The organism is Novipirellula galeiformis, assembly GCF_007860095.1.
GTDB lineage: Bacteria > Planctomycetota > Planctomycetia > Pirellulales > Pirellulaceae > Novipirellula > Novipirellula galeiformis.
In genome coordinates this window covers 1-18470 of the sequence record NZ_SJPT01000003.1, presented here as the reverse complement: position 1 = coordinate 18470, position 18470 = coordinate 1, and the positions used below count along the sequence as shown (strand labels likewise).

Genomic DNA, 18470 nt, shown 5'->3' with positions numbered 1-18470 from the left:
AACGGCCACACAAACAGCTGCGGCGTTAGCGAATGAGGTACAACAGCGGGAACAGATAGATCCAAATCAAGTCGACCAAGTGCCAATACAAGCCGACATAATCGACAGGGCCAAAATACTGGCGGTTGAATTCTTTACGAACCGAACGAACCAACAACCAAACCAACACTCCAATGCCGCCTAGAATGTGAATCGCGTGAATGCCGGTCATGCAATAGTAGATGCTAAAGAACACCCCAGCGCGACTTGGCGTCAGAAACTCATCAGGCACCGAGTCGATGGTGGCATCAATCTCGTATTGTCCCGTCACTGCCGAACCACTCGCCATTGCGGATTGCTTTTCCATGGCGGTCAATTCGTTTTGCAGTCCGGTGTTGGTGGAATCACCCGCCAATCGTTCTTGGACTCCGTATTCCGTGCCTGGGCCCGCATTTTCGATCGTCGCGATGGACTCCGCAGCGTTGGTTGTTGCAGCGTGAGCCACGTCTCCTTCGGCAGCATGTTCGCTGGACTCAGTAGCGTGAGCCTCGGTGGAGTCTCCACTCTCAAGCACGGTCCCCAGCACGACACCGCCAAAGAACGATGCACAAACCACAATCAACGGCAATGCCACAGCGGTTTGAAACTTGTTGCCTCGCAAGACGGAAATCGCGTACCAGAGCAGCACGCCAATCTGCGCGATGATGAAGGGAAGACAGATCCACAGCAAGTAGTTCGGGCCTCCTTCATGATGCGGATGGGCGGGGTCGTAGCTGAAAAAGCCCGCTGGCAATAATCCCATATGGAACTTGTGCGAGTACTCGATCGCTTTGACACCCAAGAAGACCATCGCACAGGAGAGCGTGGTTGCTAACAGTGCGGTCAAACCCTTGTGGTTCTCCGTTTGCGAGCAACGGACGGCCCAAGCCATCGTCAGCGAGCTAAACAGCAGAACGCCGGTATTGATCGCGCCGAGTTTTGTATTGAGGAACTGGCTACAACCTTCGAAAACTTCGGGGTGCAACATGCGAAAGATCGCGTAGGCACAAAACATGCCACCGAAGAACAGCACTTCGGTAACAAGGAAGATCCAAATGCCAAGCTTTCCACTGTCGAACTGTTGTTCGGGAGTGTCAAAATGATGCGCCAAGAACGACGGGTGATCGTGATCGTGACCATGTGCGTCGTGAGCGTCAGTCGCGGTATCAGCTTCGAGAGTGGACATGAAGATAGGAAGCGAGAAAAAGGTTGGAAGTGTCAGGGAAAGCAGCGGCCGGGAGCGGCCGCGTTCAAACATCGGCGTGCGACCTTAGTGCTTGTCACTAGCGTGAGCAGGCGATTTTGTCGGATCCGACGCGGGCACCAATTTGCGTTCGGGTTGAACCGTAACGTAACGCTCGTGCGACTCTTCCCACTCAATGTCGTGGAAATCATAAGGGTCGCCTACGACGGGAGCTCGCTCGAAGTTGTAGAACGGCGGCGGGCTGGTGCAATTCCACTCTAACGTTGCACCACCCCAAGGGTTGGCCGGAGCACGCTTGCCGCGGAACAGCGAAACCATCAATGTGATGAACGCCACCAAGATACCGATCCCCAACAACAACGCACCATACGTGCTCATTTGGTGGAGGAACGCAAACTCAGGGTCGTAAGTCGCGTAACGTCGTGGCATCCCACGGCTACCGAGTACGAACTGAGGCAAGAAGGTCAAGTTGAAACCAAGGAAGACCAAGACTGCGGAGAGTCGTCCCGCTGATTCGTTGAACATTTTACCGAACATCTTTGGCCACCAGTGGAACACACCGCCAAGGAAGGCAACCAAGGTTCCCCCCACCATCACATAGTGAAAGTGAGCGACCACGAAGTAGGTGTCGTGCAAGTGTTGGTCGGTCGCCAAGGTTCCAAGGTGCAACCCAGTCAAACCGCCAATCGTGAACATGAAAATGAAGCCGATCGCGTAACACATTGGCGTCGTCAAGCTGATCGAGCCTTTGTACATCGTCGCCAACCAGTTAAACACCTTGATCGCCGATGGGATCGATACCGTAAAGGTCAACGCACTAAAGACGATCGTGGTTAGTGAACTCATGCCGGCGGTGAACATATGGTGTCCCCAAACCAGGAAGCCCAACAGAGCAATCGCAATCGACGAGTAAGCGATGAAGCGATAACCGAAGATATGCTTGTGGCTGTGAACGCTGACCAATTCGCTGATCACACCGAACGCCGGCAAAATCATGATGTATACCGCAGGGTGACTGTAGAACCAGAAAAAGTGCTGGTATGTCACCGGGTCACCATTGAACTCAGGATTAAAAATCCCGATCTGCATAGTCCGTTCGGCAACCAACAACAACAACGTGATGCCAAGAACGGGGGTTGCCAACACTTGGATAATGCTGGTCGCGTACGTCGCCCACAAAAACAGCGGCATGCGGAACCAAGTCATGCCCGGTGGTCGCATCGTATTGATGGTCACAATAAAGTTCAAACCGGTAAAGATCGAACTAAAGCCGAGGATAAAGGCGCCCAGGGTCGCCATGATGACCGAGGTGTCGGTCGTCGTGCTGTACGGTGTGTAAAACGTCCAACCGGTATCGAGTCCGCTCGAAAAGAGTGCCATCACAAAGAAGACCGCACCGAAAACCCAAAGGTAGAAACTGCTCAAGTTCAAGCGGGGAAAGGCAACATCCTTCGCCCCTAACATCACCGGGACAAGGAAGTTGCCGAGCGCCGCTGGAACACTTGGGATAATGAACAGGAACACCATGATCGCGCCGTGCAGCGTGAACACTTGGTTGTAGACATTGTTAGCGTTCGCACTGGTGAACATCCAACCTTCGGGAGCCATTAAGTGCAACCGAATGGCCAACGCCAACAGTCCTCCGAACGCAAACGCGACCGTGACACCGATCAGGTACATCACGCCGATGCGCTTGTGATCTAGCGTAAAGATCCAGCTAAGAATCCCCTTGGAATTCGTCAGGTAGTTTTCTCGCTCGGTGGGAAACCCAGGGTCGCGAACGGTTCCAGCAGACATCTCAAATACCTCGTCGAACGCAGGAAGTGCGTCAGTCTTTTATCGTTGAACCGACAGGCGTCGGTCGTTATCTCAATTTGTTTCTTGTCACAGCGTAAATGTTCGAATCATATCGTGGGGTCGCAACCCATTGCGTTTGGTTGCGACCTACGATGCCAGGCTTGATTCTTACTCGGACTTCGTTTCCGAATCGGCTGCGGGAGCAACCTCGGCTGCCACCTCGCCCTTAGACGATAGCGACTTGATGTAGGCAATCAACGAGTCCAAGTCGTCATCGCTCAATTGCCCCTTATAGCTTGGCATCACGGGTTGGAACCCAGCAGCCACTTTTGCCTTCGGATTCAAAATCGACTCACGGATGTAGTTTTCGTCCACTTGGACCTTTTCGCCGTTGACGAGCTCACGCTCATTGCCAAAGGAGTCTTTGTAGGTGGGGCCAGTCGCGCTGGTGCCGTCCACGGTGTGACAACCGGCACATCCTCGACGGGCATAAAGCTTTTCGCCGTAGCCTTCGAGCGTGTCGTTGCCACGACTGCTGTACTGTTTGATCCACGCATCGAGGTCTTCTCGCGTTTCGTGAACGACCACGACCGTTTGCATTTCCGAGTGGTCTTGGCCGCAATACTCGGCACAGTACAAATCGTAAAACTTATAACCGTCTGGGGTGAACTGCCATTTGTCGTAGTCCCATTCGGTGGCACTTTCCTTGGTCCACTGTTGCGCCTTGGCCAATTCTTCGTCACTGACCCGCTCGGTCACCTTGGTGGGATGGAACCACATGTAATTGTAGCGACCCGGGACGATGTCCTTTTTAGCGCGGAAAGCCGGGATAAATAAGCTGTGAATCACATCGCTGCTCTGCATGGTCAACTTGACCGGTTCATCGACGAGCAAGTGCAATTCGGGATGGTAGGTGCCACGTCCGTAATCGACCGACCAACTCCATTTGGAAGATTGGATACCGAGTTCATTCGCCCCCTCGGGGATCGTTCGCATGTCCAAGTAAACTCGGGCCCCCATCACGAACATACCGACCATGAAGATCGAAGGGCCGATCGACCAAATCAGCTCGATTGGCGTGTTATGCGAAATTTGACTTTCGGCCTTGGCGCCCTTGGCCTTGCGGTACCGTGCAGCAAAGTAGAACAAGCAGATCGAAATCGGCACGAAAAAGAGGACGCAGACCCACGTGATGGCGTAGTACAACCAATCCGATTCGGCCGCGAAACTCGACGCGGCGTCCGGAAACCATGCATAGTCTTTGGTGTAATCGCTCAGTAAGGAAAATGCCGCAGGTAACATAGCCATCGTTTATTTGTTAGTCAGTTGCAAAATAAAATTTGTATTCAGTCCGGTCTCGTCTCAGTCGATCCAGACTACTCTTGTTCGGTCAAATGCGACTCGCCGTTCACCGTAGGAACTCCCTTGCGGCCAAGCCAATACGGTGCCAAGCAAGCAAGCACCAATCCGATTGTCGCGACGCCACCAAGTCGCATGAGGCGCCATGCATGCCATGTGTAACTATTCGAATCGGGGTCGTAGCTGTAACACCACTGAATAAATTGATCGACCGGCGAGCCCACCGTCCCTTCGCCCGCTTCGATCAGTGCCAACCGCAATTGATCGGTGGGAAAGTCGATGGCCAAAGAGTAGCGTGAAATGACCCCTTCGGGCGAAATGAACGCCAACATCGCGGCGTGGTTGTATTCCTTCGTTCTGGCATCATATCGGTAACGAAATCCGAGCACGTCGGCGAGCTTTGTAATCACCGGTTGTTTCGCGGTGCAAAAAGCCCAGCCATCGGATGCACTGGGATGGTTCGTCAATTGTTCAATGTATTTTTGCTTTGTCTCTCGGGCCCGTTCGGTCGACTCCTTGGGGTCAATGCTAACGGTTAAGATTTGAAAGTCAGTGCCGACCTGTAGGTCGAGCTTATTGAGCGAATCCGCCAATCGGTTCAACTGCACATTGCAAAGCATCGGGCAATTGCTGTAGTTCAGCGTGATAATGGTGGGTCGTTTGCTATCGAGATAGTGTCCCGTCTTTACCTTTCGCCCCAACGAATCGACTAGCGGAAGGTTCAAGGGAATCATGCCCCCCAACTTCTGCTCGACCGTAATCCCCTGCGCTTCTCGCGGCAGGAAGTTACCTTCGACCTTCGCGCTATCACGCACCGTGTCTTGCGCCGCCGCACTGGGTCCCATAGCGCCGCTGCCCAAAAGAGCAGTGAAACCGCAAAGGATCACTACACAAAGGGAGTTGCACCGGACCGCCGATCGGCTGCCGAGCACGCTACGCTTCGTTAGGCTGTGCATTGACATTCGCTGCTTTTTTCTCCGCGTCTTTCTTTTCGGTTTCTTTGCTTTCCGCCACGACAAGCTCAATTGCTTTGTCGATAGGGATGGTGATATTTCCGGTTTCGCCGTCTACACCGTAAACCGAAATCCGGTCGGCTTGTTCACTCAGGACGAGGTTCTGGCGGTGATAAGTGCTGTTCGCATTCTTCGCTTCCAGATGCCACTGGGTGAGCGAAAAGTAGAACACCTGGACTGCGAGCGCGGTTACCGAAGTAACGACAACCGCCAATACCCCGACGGTAAAAATGCGGCTCACATTCAAGTCATCGTATTGCGCCATAACTATTCTATATCTGTATCAAGCGTTCAAAGCATGGAAATAAACGGGGGCTGAGGAGCGGGGGACAGTGACGTCCATCTCCCAGCAACTACATATTCTCGAAGGCGATCGATTCACCAAGTCGGGGGTCACGCACCGCGACCACTCGAGTTTGGCTGGCAACCCGAAGCACCAATCCTGTGATCAGACCTAGCATTCCCAACACACACAACAAGCTGGCTGCGACCCCAACGAACCCGCCGGCAACCGCATGGGCACCTGGCTCACCTGCGTGGGCTTCTGGCATGATCATCCAATAGATATCGATGTAATGCATCACCAGGATGTACACGGCCCAAAAGAAAACCACGGTCGGGCGACGACGTGCGTGCCGACTCATCGTACCGAGAAAAGGCAGCGCCCAGTGCAAAAAAACCAAGACTAGCGACAAGGTGCCCCAGGTCCCGAGTTGGCGATGGTAAAACCACTCGGTCTCTTCGGGGATGTTCGCATACCAAATCAGCAGGTATTGGCTGAACGAGATGTAGGCCCAAAAAGTGATGAATCCGAAGATCAATTTGCCCAGATCGTGGTAGTGTTCGACGGTCACTTCATCTCGCATCGCTCCCGCTTTCTGCAACAGATAAGCGGCCACCGCCAAGATGCAGTGAGCGGTCAAGATCGACCCCGCGAACAGATAGACCCCGAACATCGTCGAGAACCACATCGGAGCCAAACTCATGACCCAATCGAACATGGCGAACGTCATACTTCCGCAATAAAGCATGACTGCGGGTCCGCTCCAATACTGCATGCGATCGGTCGCAGCGCGTTCCCCGGTCTCATCCTGCGTCACACTGCCGCGGAAGAAGTAAGCCGCCAATCCGATCCAGATTGCAAAGTAGATGCACGCCCGAACGGTGAACCAGTCCTGGGAGAGCCACATGGTCTTATTTGCCCACATGGTTTCACTGAGGTGGTTGTCCTGGGCGAAGCTAGGGTTATCCCAGCGATAGAGGGCACCATCGCTTGTCCAAAGCGTAACCAAGATCGGCAGAAACAGCACGGCCATTGGGATGACCATCACCATCACAAGCTCCGCGATCCGCCGCACTACCGTGCTCCATCCCGCACGCACAAGGTGCTGGATCATCACGAAAAACAGCGAGCCGAGCACGAGCGTTAGGCAATACATGAACGCTGTGAGGTAGGCCGACATACCGAACTTGGGTTCGTCGACGGCGTACGTTGCGATCAACCAACCCACGATCAACACCACCACACCCCCGAGGCAAAGCGGCAAGCTCAGAGCCGATAGGGAGGCGGGCAATTTGAAGGCTGGGTCGTCAGCCGGTTTGATGGCCGGTGCGTGCTTGGACATCTGTAGTTCAGCAGTAGGATTGAAATGAGTTTAAAAAGGTTCGTGCGGCGGGCCGTTGGGCCACCACGGGTTCGCGAGTCGAATTCGCGTTGCTACTTTTCTGCGGCCTTCGCGGCTCGCTCTTCTTCTTTCTTGCGTTCGGCTTCGGCCGCTTCCTTGAGTTGCTTATCCACTTTGTTCTTCTGTCGCTCTACCTTGGCAAGCTGGCTCGAAGGAACCAAGTCAATCGATGCGTTTTGGCTCTGCTGCAGAGCGCGAACGTAGGCCACAATCGCCCAACGATCTTGGACCTTGATCTGAGCCGAGTAACCCGGCATCTTGCGGATCCCGTTACTGATCGTGTTGAACAATTTCCCGTCGGGGTACTGATCGCTGTACAACGCTTCCTGATGCACGGAGGATGGCGGAATCCAAGCGGTCGCCATGATCTTTTGGGCGCGTTGGTTAACGAGACCGTTTCCGCGGCCATCCATGCCGTGACACACCGAGCAGTAGATATTGAATTGAGTTTGCCCTTGGCGCACCACGGCCTCGGTGATCTCTAGCGGATTGCGATCGAGCCAAGGCGTCGTATCCATCACACTTTTCGCAGGCGCTTCGCTCGCCGCCGGTGCGTCTCCCTCGGCAGCGATTGCCGTCAACTTGGTGGCGACCAAACGTTCGGCGCGATCCGAATCGAGTTGCGAGAATGTTTCCATGTCGATCCCGGTCAAAAAGTCCAGATCGACTGGCATTTGACCCCGTGCAACCGTTCCAGGCACATCAGGACGCATGGCGCGGTTATCGGCAAACAAGGTCGTCGTTTGCTGAGCATCACGTGCAGGCGAGTAGTCCATGTCCGGGAAGATATGGAAGCGAGGTTTATCGCTGTTGGTCACCCGCATCTTGGCGACGATCAGTGCGGGGATGATTGAGGCACCAATCAAGATGCACAATCCAATTATCAAAAACTTGGGGATCTTGGTTGGCGTATCGTCCTCGACAACCGTGTTGATGTAGTCGCTGCCGGTATCGGCCAACAACTTTTCCACCCCTTTGACGTCGAAGTTCTTGTCCTTCGAATCGATGTACAAAAAGAAGCGGTCATCGGTTACACGATCGAATCGCGGATCGGTAAAGATCGGATTACTGAACCGCGGCAGACCGTTGAGAGCCCACATTCCAAAGAACGTACAGAACGAAGCAAACAGGATCGTCAGCTCGAAGGCCACAGGAATGAAAGCGGGCAACGACAACACGTACGGCTTGCCGGAGATGATGTAAGGATAATCGATCCCGTTCATCCAGACCTGCATGGCAAGCGCGGTACAAGTCCCGGCCAACCCGCCACCCAGAGCAAGCCACGGCAAAACCGTCGGCTTGATCCCAAGCGCTTCGTCAATCCCATGAACCGCGAAGGGAGCGTAGGCGTCGGTTTTTGTGTAACCGGCATCACGAACTCGCCGGCACGCGGGCAGCAATGTATCGACCGATGTGAACTCGGCGACCATTCCGTGAATCTTCTTTTCGTTTTTATCGTCTGACATACTAATCGTCTGACATTCGCTATCGATGATTGAATGAAATCTGTGTTCTTTCGCAAGCGTACCGCCTGCGAGACGCTAACTGGTTTAGTGCTTCTCTTCGTGAGCGGACTGGTCGCCGCTGGCGTGAGCCATGTGGTACTGTTTTGCCAACGTGGACTTGGTCTCCGCCATGTTGATGACCGGCATCAACTTGCAAAACAGCAAGAACAACGTGAAGAACAATCCGAACGATCCGATCAACATGGAAAAGTCGACCCAAGTCGGCGTGAAGTACGCCCATGCACTCGGTAGATAGTCGCGAGAGAGGCTCGTGATCACGATCACAAATCGCTCAAACCACATCCCGATATTCACGAAGATCGTAATCAGCACAATGATCCAAGGAGTCGTGCGGAACTTCTTCACCCAGAACAACTGGGGGCTGATGACGTTACATGTCACCATCGTCCAATAGGCCCACCAATAAGGCCCGAAGGCACGGTTGATGAACGCGTATTGCTCGTCAGGAACTTGGCCATACCAAGCAATGAAGAATTCGGTGCCGTAAGCCAAACCAACGATCGAACCGGTCGCCAAAATAATCTTGCACATGTTGTCCAAGTGGCGAATCGTAATCAACTTCTCCAGCCCAAGCATGCTTCGGGCGGGCACCATCAAGGTGAGCACCATCGCAAAACCACTGAAGATCGCCCCAGCAACAAAGTAAGGGGGGAAGATCGTTGTATGCCAACCGGGGACCTGCGAAACCGCGAAGTCAAAGGAAACGATCGTATGAACCGAAAGCACCAAAGGGGCTGCGAATGCAGCAAGCAACGCATAGGCCTTTTCGTATCGCATCCAATGCCGCGACGAACCGGTCCATCCGAGCGAAAGGATGCCGTAGGCCATGCGGCGATATTTGTTTTTCGAGCGGTCGCGGAAGGTTGCCAAATCGGGAACCATCCCCATGTACCAGAACAACAACGAGACGGTCCCGTACGTGCTGACCGCAAAAACGTCCCACAGCAGCGGACTGCGGAATTGCGGCCACATCCATAGGTTCAAACTCGGATAGGGAGCCAACCAGAACGCCAACCAAGCACGCCCGATGTGAATCCCCGGGAAGGTCCCGGCACAGACGACCGCGAAAATGGTCATCGCCTCGGCCGCGCGGTTGATACTGGTTCGCCACTCTTGACGGAACAGGAACAAAATCGCACTAATCAGCGTTCCTGCGTGACCAATCCCGACCCAGAAAACGAAGTTGACGATCGGCCAACCCCAGAAAACGGGCGACTGGTTTCCCCATACACCAACACCGGTGTAAATCAGGTAGGCGATACAAATTCCGAGCCACTGAAACAGCGCAAACGCTACCAAGAAACCGATCACCCAACCTTTACTTGGCTTGGTCTCAGCAACTCGGCATACCGTTTCGGTAATATCGTGATAGGTCGTATCGCCGAGAACGAGCGGAGCGCGTTCTCCGGGACGTTCGACGGTATTGTCCAATCCGTTTGGGATGGCAAGGGACATGGTTTGCGATGGGGATGGAGTGAGGAATTAGAGATTAAAAACAGACTATCGTGGTGCTCCCCTCGACTCGAACTTCATTCAGCCCGAGCAGAGACGTCTGCATCACCAGGGTTACTTGGCTTTGGCTTCGCCATCGTGGTGGGCATCGTGCTTTGCATCCGCCGCGTGCTCACCATGACCGTGATCACCATCATCATGGCTGTGATCACCGTGACCGTGATGAGGCGACTTCATGTCCGCCAAGTCTTTGATTTGGTTGGTCGTCATCAATCGGACGTGCGGATTGCGGACGCGTGCCAAGTACTCGGTACGTGGCTTGATATTCAACTGGCCTAGCATTCCATAACTGCGAACGTCGGCGTGCTTTTTGGAGACCTTCGATTCGGGATCAGCAACGTTGCCGAACTCGATTGCACGTGTCGGACATGCCGATTGACACGCGGTCACAATCTCTCCATCTGCAACGGGACGACCGCCATCTTTGCGGGCATTGATCTTGGCCCCTTCGATGCGTTGGACACAGTAGGTGCATTTTTCCATGACACCACGACCACGAACGGTAACCTCGGGGTTCATCACCAACGCTTGCAGTTGGCGGTTAGCCGATTCGATCGTTCCGGGGAACGCCTTGACGCCATAGCCGACGCCGACTTCTTCGTTGTAGTTGAAGTAATTGAAACGACGAACCTTGAAGGGACAGTTGTTGGCACAGTACCGCGTACCGATACAACGGTTGTAAGCCATCGCATTGAGACCTTCGTCGGTGTGCACCGTCGCGGCAACCGGACAAACTTGCTCACAGGGTGCCGTTTCGCAATGCATACACGCTACGGGTTGCTGAACCACGTCCGCGTTTTCTTCGTCGCCTTGGAAGTAACGGTCCACTCGCAGCCAGTGCATTTCACGACTTCGGCTGACCTGTTCTTTGCCCACAATCGGGACGTTATTTTCACTCTGGCATGCGATCACACAGGCGTTACAGCCAGTGCACTTGGACAAGTCAATCGCCATCCCCCACTGAGGCAGGAACGGTTTTTCCATTTCGATTTTCTGAATCGGCTCTTGCCACATCGAGCCGCTACCTTCCTTACCCACCTTGGGAACGTGAGGGCCGCGAACCTCAGCGAACTCAGGCACTTTATCGAGCAACTGAACGGTGCCTTCACGAATCAACGAGAAACTACGACGCTCGGTTTCGTCACGCCCTCGCTCATCGATGGCCCAGTGATCTTGGGTTGTCGCCAACTCGTATTCACTAAAACGAGGGCGGGCCACCACATTGTAGGACACAAGCATCTGGTCGCTCGACCGCAACGGAGAAACATCCGTTCCAACCGCATCAACATCCTCTTCGGTGTAACCGCCGACCATGCCGGCGCGTTTACGACCGTAGCCAATCGCAACAGTCACAACGCCCGGTGCACAACCAGGCAACTCGTAGACTGGCATTTCAACCGTCGCATCGCCTTGAGTCAGCGCCACCACCAAACCGTGGTGAACACCAAGCTTTTTGGCGGTCGAAGGACTTAACAATGCCGCGTTATCCCAAGTCAACTTGGTAAGTGCTTGAGGCAACTCTTGTAGCCAACCGTTGTTCGCAAAGCGACCGTCATACAGCCCGTCCGCCGGAACAAAAATCACTTCAAAATTGTCGGCGTCGAGCTCTTCAGGAGTGATCGCGACAGGCGACTTGGCCGTCAACGCCTTCGCCTCACCGGAAACCTCCAGCGATTCACCGTACTTAACGTCATCTGAGAAACCGTCGTGCAACAACTGACGCCACTGGCGGGCACTCAACGCAGAACCCGAAAGGGCATCCGCGGTGCGACGCACAATCTCAGCCCCCTCGACCTCCTTCTCACCCAACATCGATGCAATCACTTCGATAGCGGCGCGGCCACCTAAGAGCGGCAAGATCTGGGGCTGACAAACGCCATAAAACCCGTCGCCGTTAACAACATCGCCCCATGATTCCAACGGGTGAGCCAATGGCAATGACCATCGACACGCAACGCCTGTCTCGTCGTCGTACTCACCGAGGTAAACCGTGTTTTCAACGCGTGCAATTGCCGCCAAAAAATCAACATCGCCAGGCGCGGTCGATACAGGGTTGCCCCCCAAGATCAACAGCGATTCGACTTCGCCACGGTTGATCGACTGAGCCAAACCACTCAACGACGCAAACTCACCTAGGTCGCCATCGACTTCGGGAGCAAACTTCTGCAACGAGCCAAGCGAGCCCAGTTTCTTATTCAACGCGATCCCTGCGGCGATCGCATCGGCACCCAAGTGATCACCCACAACAACCACCGCGCCATCGCCCGCTTCAGCAACGTCATGCGAGAGCACATCAAGGAAGCGCTCCAATCGCTCGGGATGCGTCAACTCATCAAACGCCTTGGTTTCTTCGCCATGCTCATGCGATTCACCGGCAGCGAGTTTTTCAACACGGCGACCAAGCTCACTCAAGAACGCCGGCATTTCACTTGGACGCAACGCAAGTCGCGAGTCAGCCATCACACCGGTGGAGGTAAACCCACCTTCGACCACGTACAAGCGACTCATTTCGCCTTCGATAGGGTCACGATGCTTAGCAAACGAGCGAGCATTGGCAATCATGCCTGTGTCGGCACCAAGAATGTCGGCCTGCAGCGTGACAATCACCTTCGCGTCACTAAGATCGAGCACCTGCTTTGCCGGCTTACCGAAGACTTGCTTCGTTGCATCACGCATCGCGTCGCCATACACACTGTCATAGCGAGCGATCGTTGCCGAAGGGCATTTCTTCTTCAACTCAGACAACAGACGAACCAGCGAAGGCGACGCAGTCGGCGGCATCAAAACCGCAAGCCCTGCACCCTTATTATTGGCCGCGGCCGCACGAATCAAACCCTGACCATACGGCTCAAACTCAGCCCATGTCGCTTGCTCACGTCGCTTCTCACCCTTGCGGAACAAAAACCCTTCGTCGCCGCGAGCGCGATCAGGGTCATATAGACCGAGAATCGAAGCCTGAGAATACACATCAGTACCGCTACCCGAAGGGTGCTCGGCATTCGGCTCAATTTTCAACGGCCGGCCATCGACACAACTAATCAGCAAGTTGTAAACGCGACCCGCGAGCTCAAAGTTAGTAGCTCGGCTGTACGACTCGCCTGGCACACGTCCTTCGGGACGAATCACAAACGGAGCAATCGCTTCTTCGGAGTACCGACACCCGCCGACCCCGGCAACCGCTAGCGACGCACCCATCAACTGCATCCACCGGCGACGCGAAACACCCTCCGGGTACTCGGACGCAGCCACAGGAAATTCACGATCAATGAACTGCTGAAAGTCCTGACTATCCTCCAACTCGGACAAACTTCGCCAGTAACGCGTACGTGGAGACGAAGACGAATCGCCGAACGCATCCTTGCTAGCCGAATCGCTCGCGGTGGATTCAGCCGCGGCGCCGGCCTGCGGCAAGTCAACAAGCATTCGCGAACCGTGGTTAGATTTACGTGGTGAGTGAATGGAGGTCATTGCAAAGATTTGCGATTAGGCGATACGAATTAGCTGTAAAAAACGAACTTCAGCGGCCTTCACCTGCAAACGCTAGCCGGCCAGCCAGCGGTGCGAGAAAGCCAACCAAAACTAACGATGACAAACCGCACAATGAACCTGCGGGTTAATGTTCTCGCCATCAGGATCGCGAGCCTTCTTGGCAAACGCCTCCTGATCCCAATCCTTGGGCGGCTCCCAGTCGAGCTTGGTCACAAACTCTTGGGGACGAAGATGGGGACCCGGGTTTCGATGACAGGTAATACACCAAGCCATCGAAAGCTCTTCATGCTGAACAACCACATCCATCTGGTCGACGCGACCGTGGCAACTCTTGCAACTTACGCCCGCATTGACGTGTGCGGCATGGTTGAAATAAACGAACTCAGGAAGGTTGTGCACCCGCTTCCATGCCATACTGCGCCCCGTCTCCCAACTCTTCTGAATGGGCTTGAGCTTGTCGCTCTCGGTGCGAACCGACGCCAATGCAGTGATCCCTTGATCATTCGCGGGGCTATGACAATTGATACAGGTCGCGGTCGGCGGAACAGCGGCATGAGCCGAGTCGAACACCGTATTGTGGCAATAGCGACAATCCATCTTTAACTGCCCCGCGTGAATCGCGTGACTAAAGGGGACCGGTTGTTCAGGTTGATAGCCAATATTCAGCGTCTTTGGATCGGTGATCAGCCCCCCCATGGCGGCGGCGTAGATGCCACCTCCCACAGCGGCGGCAGCCAGAACCATAAGAAACCGATTGACCCAGCGGGGAAAAAGAAACCGTTGCATAATGGATGGTCGCCGCGTGCGAAAACGCGACCAGATTCGCAGGGAAAGAGAGAAAATGGACACCGAGTGGTCGAGAGAATCGCCGCAATCATGCAGCGAGAGAGAACAGTATCGTGTGCGAACCCTCAACAAGGCAAGGCCAGCCAACAGCAAAGCGACATTGTGTCGCACGGTTGGCTCATCCAATCCGCGCGAAGCTCCTATTTAGCCAAAGCGTTGCAGGCCTTTTTTCGCCAAACGCCCGTGAATAAAAATGTAAATTTTTCGAGCCCAAGTGAGGCCCGCCAACCCTTTGAGCGCCCCCAATGCAACAACCGAAGCGGTTTCCCCGCAACGACGGGCAAACTTGATCTTGAAATGAACACAAGCGCCCCCAACCAGAGAGTGGCGACTTCGGCGAACGCTTCAACCGCGGCTCATCGCCACCATTGACCGTCCGGAGTGAGCGGGCGAACCGGGCATCGCATCGACACGATCGCCGATGCGATCTCGGTGACAGCCCAGTCGAGATTGTCGATCTCAAGTCGGTACTCAGGCCAACGACCTCCGGCAGGCCACATTTGGTGCGGCGCAGGCCATTGCGTGTCCGTCGCCGCCCACTGCATCCGGGCTACCAAGCGAGGAAGCGAAACATCCGAACTGAATGCCTCGCTGTATCCGTTGGCCTGGCCTCGCACGCCGATTGGCAACTTGGGGACGTAAGCCGAAACCCAGGGCTCATCGCCCTTGACCACGATCGGTTCGCCGCGACTCGATGCGGGCGACTTTGACGAGGCAACGGGATCCCCCGAGGCGGCCGCGGCACTCGGCCTTCGCATCCATCGCCCCGACATCGCCGCGTCCAAGGCGACACCCGATTGAACTGGCTGAGCTGCCGCAAACGTGCGAATGCCATGCTCGGCGCTGAGTCGCTCGCACAACAATTGCCGAATTGCGACGTCGCCACCTACCAGGGCTAACGATGCGTTGCCTGCCGATAAATGCGAGCTCAATTCGCCCAAGGTCCACCCAAAGCGAGGGTCACGGTAGTGCGCAGCAACGTCACAGGCGGGCTGAAGCACAAACTGGCGTGCGGTGTAGCGGGGGTGAGGCACGATCAGCGCCGCACCTCCCCCGACAAGATTACCGTGAAGCACAACATCCAGGTCGATTGACCGGGCGTCCCATCGCCGCCGCCGCTGGCGCCCCAGCTCATTTTCGATCGATTGCAAAAAACCCAGGATATCACGCGCCGAACAGGTGGTCTCAAACGCACCGACCGCGTTCAAGAAAGGCTCCTGACCCGCAGGCCCCCCGACCGATGGCGTTTCAAACAAACGACTCGCCGCGAAACATTCCACCATCGGCGAGGCGACGACCTTGCGAGCGGCTTCCGCGATCACGGCGTCGCGGTCACCAAGATTACTACCGAAGCTAATCAGACATTGAGAGCGTGGCGAGCGGGAATGGTGCGGCCGTGATTCCTGCGGGCCTTCGCGATCTTGCGCAGTGGACGTACTCATCAGCTTACCTGGGGAGTGGCGGGAAAAAGCTTGGCTCGCGTCCAACCAAAAGCTCAGCCAGGAAGCGTCTGTAGACTTTGCAAGCGACACGACGGCACGACAATACACCCACCTGAACCTGAACTTGCCGCTTCAAATGGATCGAGCTCGCCGCTTGCGCGATCGAAAACTCATCCTCATACATTTCGCAGGCAATTCCACTCTCGCCATCGACGCAACACAGAATCGCAGACCGCCGGGGGCCGGCGCTTACTCTGGGGATTCGCGGCAACGGCGTTTCACTTAATTCGGAGGCGACTGGGTCAGGCATGGTTGGGTCCATGCCCCTTAATCTATAAATCCACTCGCTAGGCCACTAGAGATCAATCCGAATTGGCGGCAGGGATTGCCGAATTGAGAGGAATGTCGAGCGGAAACCATGGTTCACGCCTAGTTAGGGGTGTGCCAGCGATCGGACGTAGCAATAATAGGGGCCAGCAGATGCTGTCGACCTGCTCGTTCGAGGGGGCACAGGGAAAGCTTGGCGGTCGCCCCCTTCCGCCGGCCATTTGCAAAGCGGGCGCCTCGTACTTTAACGCCTGCTGAGAATCTGCCGCCTCATCCATAGCCACGTGCGAACTCACCTGGCTTGCTCATCCCACCTGAACTCTTCTTCATTGGAGAAAACTTGATGTCACGCTTGCTTTTTTGCTCAATGCTTTTGCTCGCTCTTGCTGCCTCTGACACAAACGCTGCGGACGCCACCACCCAAACGGGGCTGAAGCAAGGGGACCCAATCGGCGTGTTCTATGTCACCAAAATCGCCGGTGCCGAGGACGACGGAGTCGATACAGAGCAAGAGATCTGCTACCGATGCCGCTACGGCTCGCGACCGATGGTGATGGTGTTCGCTCGCCAAACCGACGGGAAAGTCACAGAACTTGTCAAGCAGCTTGATTCCGCAGTGACGGAGAACCAGGACGCACGCCTGAGCGCATTTGTTTCGCTACTCGGCGAGGATACCGGAAAACTGAAGACATCGGCGATTGAGCTGGCCAAGAAGACATCGGCAAAGCAGATCCCTTTCGTCGTCGCCAAGGAATCAAAAACAGGACCGTTGAATTACCGCCTCGCGATCGACGCCCCCGTCACCGTGGTGGTCGCAAACGATAGCCAAGTGGTTTCGTCTCGAGCCTTCGCGACAGACGAGATCGACCTCGATGCAATCTTGGCAGACGTCAAAGCGATGCTGAATTAGCCACGATTAGACAAGAATGCTCGCTGCACGGCACTCACCTCGCTGTGAACCTATAAAAAAAAGAGACGAACCGTAGTTCGCCTCTTTCGCTTTATCATGACGGAAAGGGGATGGCTCATCGCCCGATGTCAATCGAATTGACATCAGACCGTTGAGCCGGTTTCCGCGATTAGTTACGGACGATAGTGCGGCCGTGCTTGGTGATGACAACGTCAACGCAGTGGTTGCAGCACTCGAACTTGTAGGTCAAAACACAGCGACCGAAATGGCCCTTGCGAGTGCCAACGAGGCATGGAACTTGGCCAGCACATTCAGCGGGAACGCAAGCGCTCACTTCGATTGGGCAGCAAGTGCGAGGGTTAATCACGCACCAAGTCACTTTGACTGGGGGAGCTGGGCAGCAAACTGGAGCTGGTTTACAGCAAACAGGCGCTGGAGCTGGCTCGCATGCGGGTGCAGGTGCACAAACAGGTGCGGGGGCACAAACAGGCGCTGGCTCGCAAACAGGTGCTGGTGCACATGCAGGCTCACAGGCTGTTTCAACAACGCAGCAGTTGTCTTTTTTCTTGCAGCCGAGAAGGCCAGCTTCAGCAACGCTTGGTGCAAGCATGCTTGCGATGGACAGGGCACAAACGGCGATCAAGACTCGTTTCATCAGTTTCGTTCCTCTAGTGGTAACTCATGGGGATAAAAGGGGACTCTTCCGGTCCCCCAGGCCTACAATAATGCGCAGTCACCCCGTTCTGTGCAACCGGCAAACACAACGCCCGCAACCCATTCTCTCAGGTTACCCTGGCGAAACAGCTCCACAGAGGGGCAACTTCGCCATGAACGCCAGATTCCCAGCCAGCAGCCCCCCCCCCAAAGCAAAGGGACAGAGCAAAGCAAAGGGACAGAGCACTTTGCTGGCGGCAAGCGAACCTCGATAGCCATCCCCCCGCAAAAGCGCTCTGTCCCTCAGTGAGAACCTCCAAGAGGGGACAGAGCATTTGGCCGGGGTGCGTGGCTCTAGCTCGGTCGATTGGACGCTGAGGATCCGCATCTTCAGACGGTTGCGGACGCCAAGATGGAGCGATGAGTGCCCCACCGCTCGCGGCTCGTGCGAAGCGCCAATGGGCAATGGGCAATGGGCAATGGGCAATGGGCAATGGCAAAATACAGCTGCAACCCACCGACGTGGGCAGCTGCTCTCTCGAACCCAAAAGAAGAAGGACGCGTGCTAGCTACGAAGCACTCGTCAACAGCTCACGCGCCCGCCGCCGGAGATGGTAGCGGCGGTGCGTCCGATGACTACGCATCGAATCGACACGCTCGGGTCGACCCGCAACCGTGCAAAACAGGC

12 protein-coding genes are annotated in these 18470 nt (G+C 55.3%); 1 reads left to right on the top strand and 11 read right to left on the bottom strand.

The features are described 5' to 3' along the window. Positions 1-25: 25 nt before the first annotated feature. The 11 genes from Pla52o_RS08280 to folK all read right to left on the bottom strand — a co-directional run bounded on the left by Pla52o_RS08280 (position 26) and on the right by folK (position 15891). On the bottom strand, positions 26-1204 hold the full coding sequence (locus tag Pla52o_RS08280; protein ID WP_146594162.1) for a cytochrome c oxidase subunit 3: 1179 nt from the start codon (positions 1202-1204) through the stop codon (positions 26-28). Positions 1205-1288: 84 nt separating this feature from the next. Continuing rightward, complete coding sequence (locus Pla52o_RS08275; protein WP_146594161.1) at positions 1289-3019, bottom strand: cytochrome c oxidase subunit I; 1731 nt, start codon at positions 3017-3019, stop codon at positions 1289-1291. A 168-nt stretch (positions 3020-3187) separates the two neighbouring features. Then, entirely contained in the window at positions 3188-4327 is a 1140-nt protein-coding gene (locus Pla52o_RS08270) for a cytochrome c oxidase subunit II (protein ID WP_231612187.1), read from the bottom strand. Positions 4328-4395: 68 nt separating this feature from the next. Continuing rightward, positions 4396-5223 carry an SCO family protein gene (locus tag Pla52o_RS08265; protein ID WP_231612186.1) on the bottom strand — a complete coding sequence of 276 codons (828 nt, stop codon included), beginning with the start codon at positions 5221-5223 and terminating at the stop codon, positions 4396-4398. An 88-nt stretch (positions 5224-5311) separates the two neighbouring features. Continuing rightward, positions 5312-5656, bottom strand: coding sequence for a hypothetical protein (locus Pla52o_RS08260; protein ID WP_231612185.1), 345 nt, complete (start codon positions 5654-5656; stop codon positions 5312-5314). Between the two features lie 88 nt (positions 5657-5744). Further along, complete coding sequence (locus Pla52o_RS08255) at positions 5745-7016, bottom strand: hypothetical protein (protein ID WP_146594159.1); 1272 nt, start codon at positions 7014-7016, stop codon at positions 5745-5747. Between the two features lie 92 nt (positions 7017-7108). After that, complete coding sequence (locus tag Pla52o_RS08250) at positions 7109-8542, bottom strand: quinol:electron acceptor oxidoreductase subunit ActD (RefSeq protein WP_231612184.1); 1434 nt, start codon at positions 8540-8542, stop codon at positions 7109-7111. Positions 8543-8626: 84 nt separating this feature from the next. After that, positions 8627-10057, bottom strand: coding sequence for an NrfD/PsrC family molybdoenzyme membrane anchor subunit (gene nrfD, locus Pla52o_RS08245; protein ID WP_146594157.1), 1431 nt, complete (start codon positions 10055-10057; stop codon positions 8627-8629). A 111-nt stretch (positions 10058-10168) separates the two neighbouring features. Next, complete coding sequence (locus Pla52o_RS08240; RefSeq protein ID WP_146594619.1) at positions 10169-13537, bottom strand: TAT-variant-translocated molybdopterin oxidoreductase; 3369 nt, start codon at positions 13535-13537, stop codon at positions 10169-10171. A gap of 156 nt (positions 13538-13693) precedes the next feature. Continuing rightward, entirely contained in the window at positions 13694-14389 is a 696-nt protein-coding gene (locus Pla52o_RS08235; RefSeq protein WP_146594156.1) for a cytochrome c3 family protein, read from the bottom strand. Between the two features lie 416 nt (positions 14390-14805). After that, positions 14806-15891, bottom strand: coding sequence for a 2-amino-4-hydroxy-6-hydroxymethyldihydropteridine diphosphokinase (gene folK, locus Pla52o_RS08230; RefSeq protein ID WP_146594155.1), 1086 nt, complete (start codon positions 15889-15891; stop codon positions 14806-14808). 670 nt (positions 15892-16561) lie between these two features. Here folK and Pla52o_RS08225 point away from each other — a divergent pair. Next, positions 16562-17128 (top strand): hypothetical protein, encoded by a 567-nt coding sequence (locus Pla52o_RS08225; protein WP_146594154.1) that lies wholly within the window; start codon positions 16562-16564, stop codon positions 17126-17128. Positions 17129-18470: the final 1342 nt, after the last annotated feature.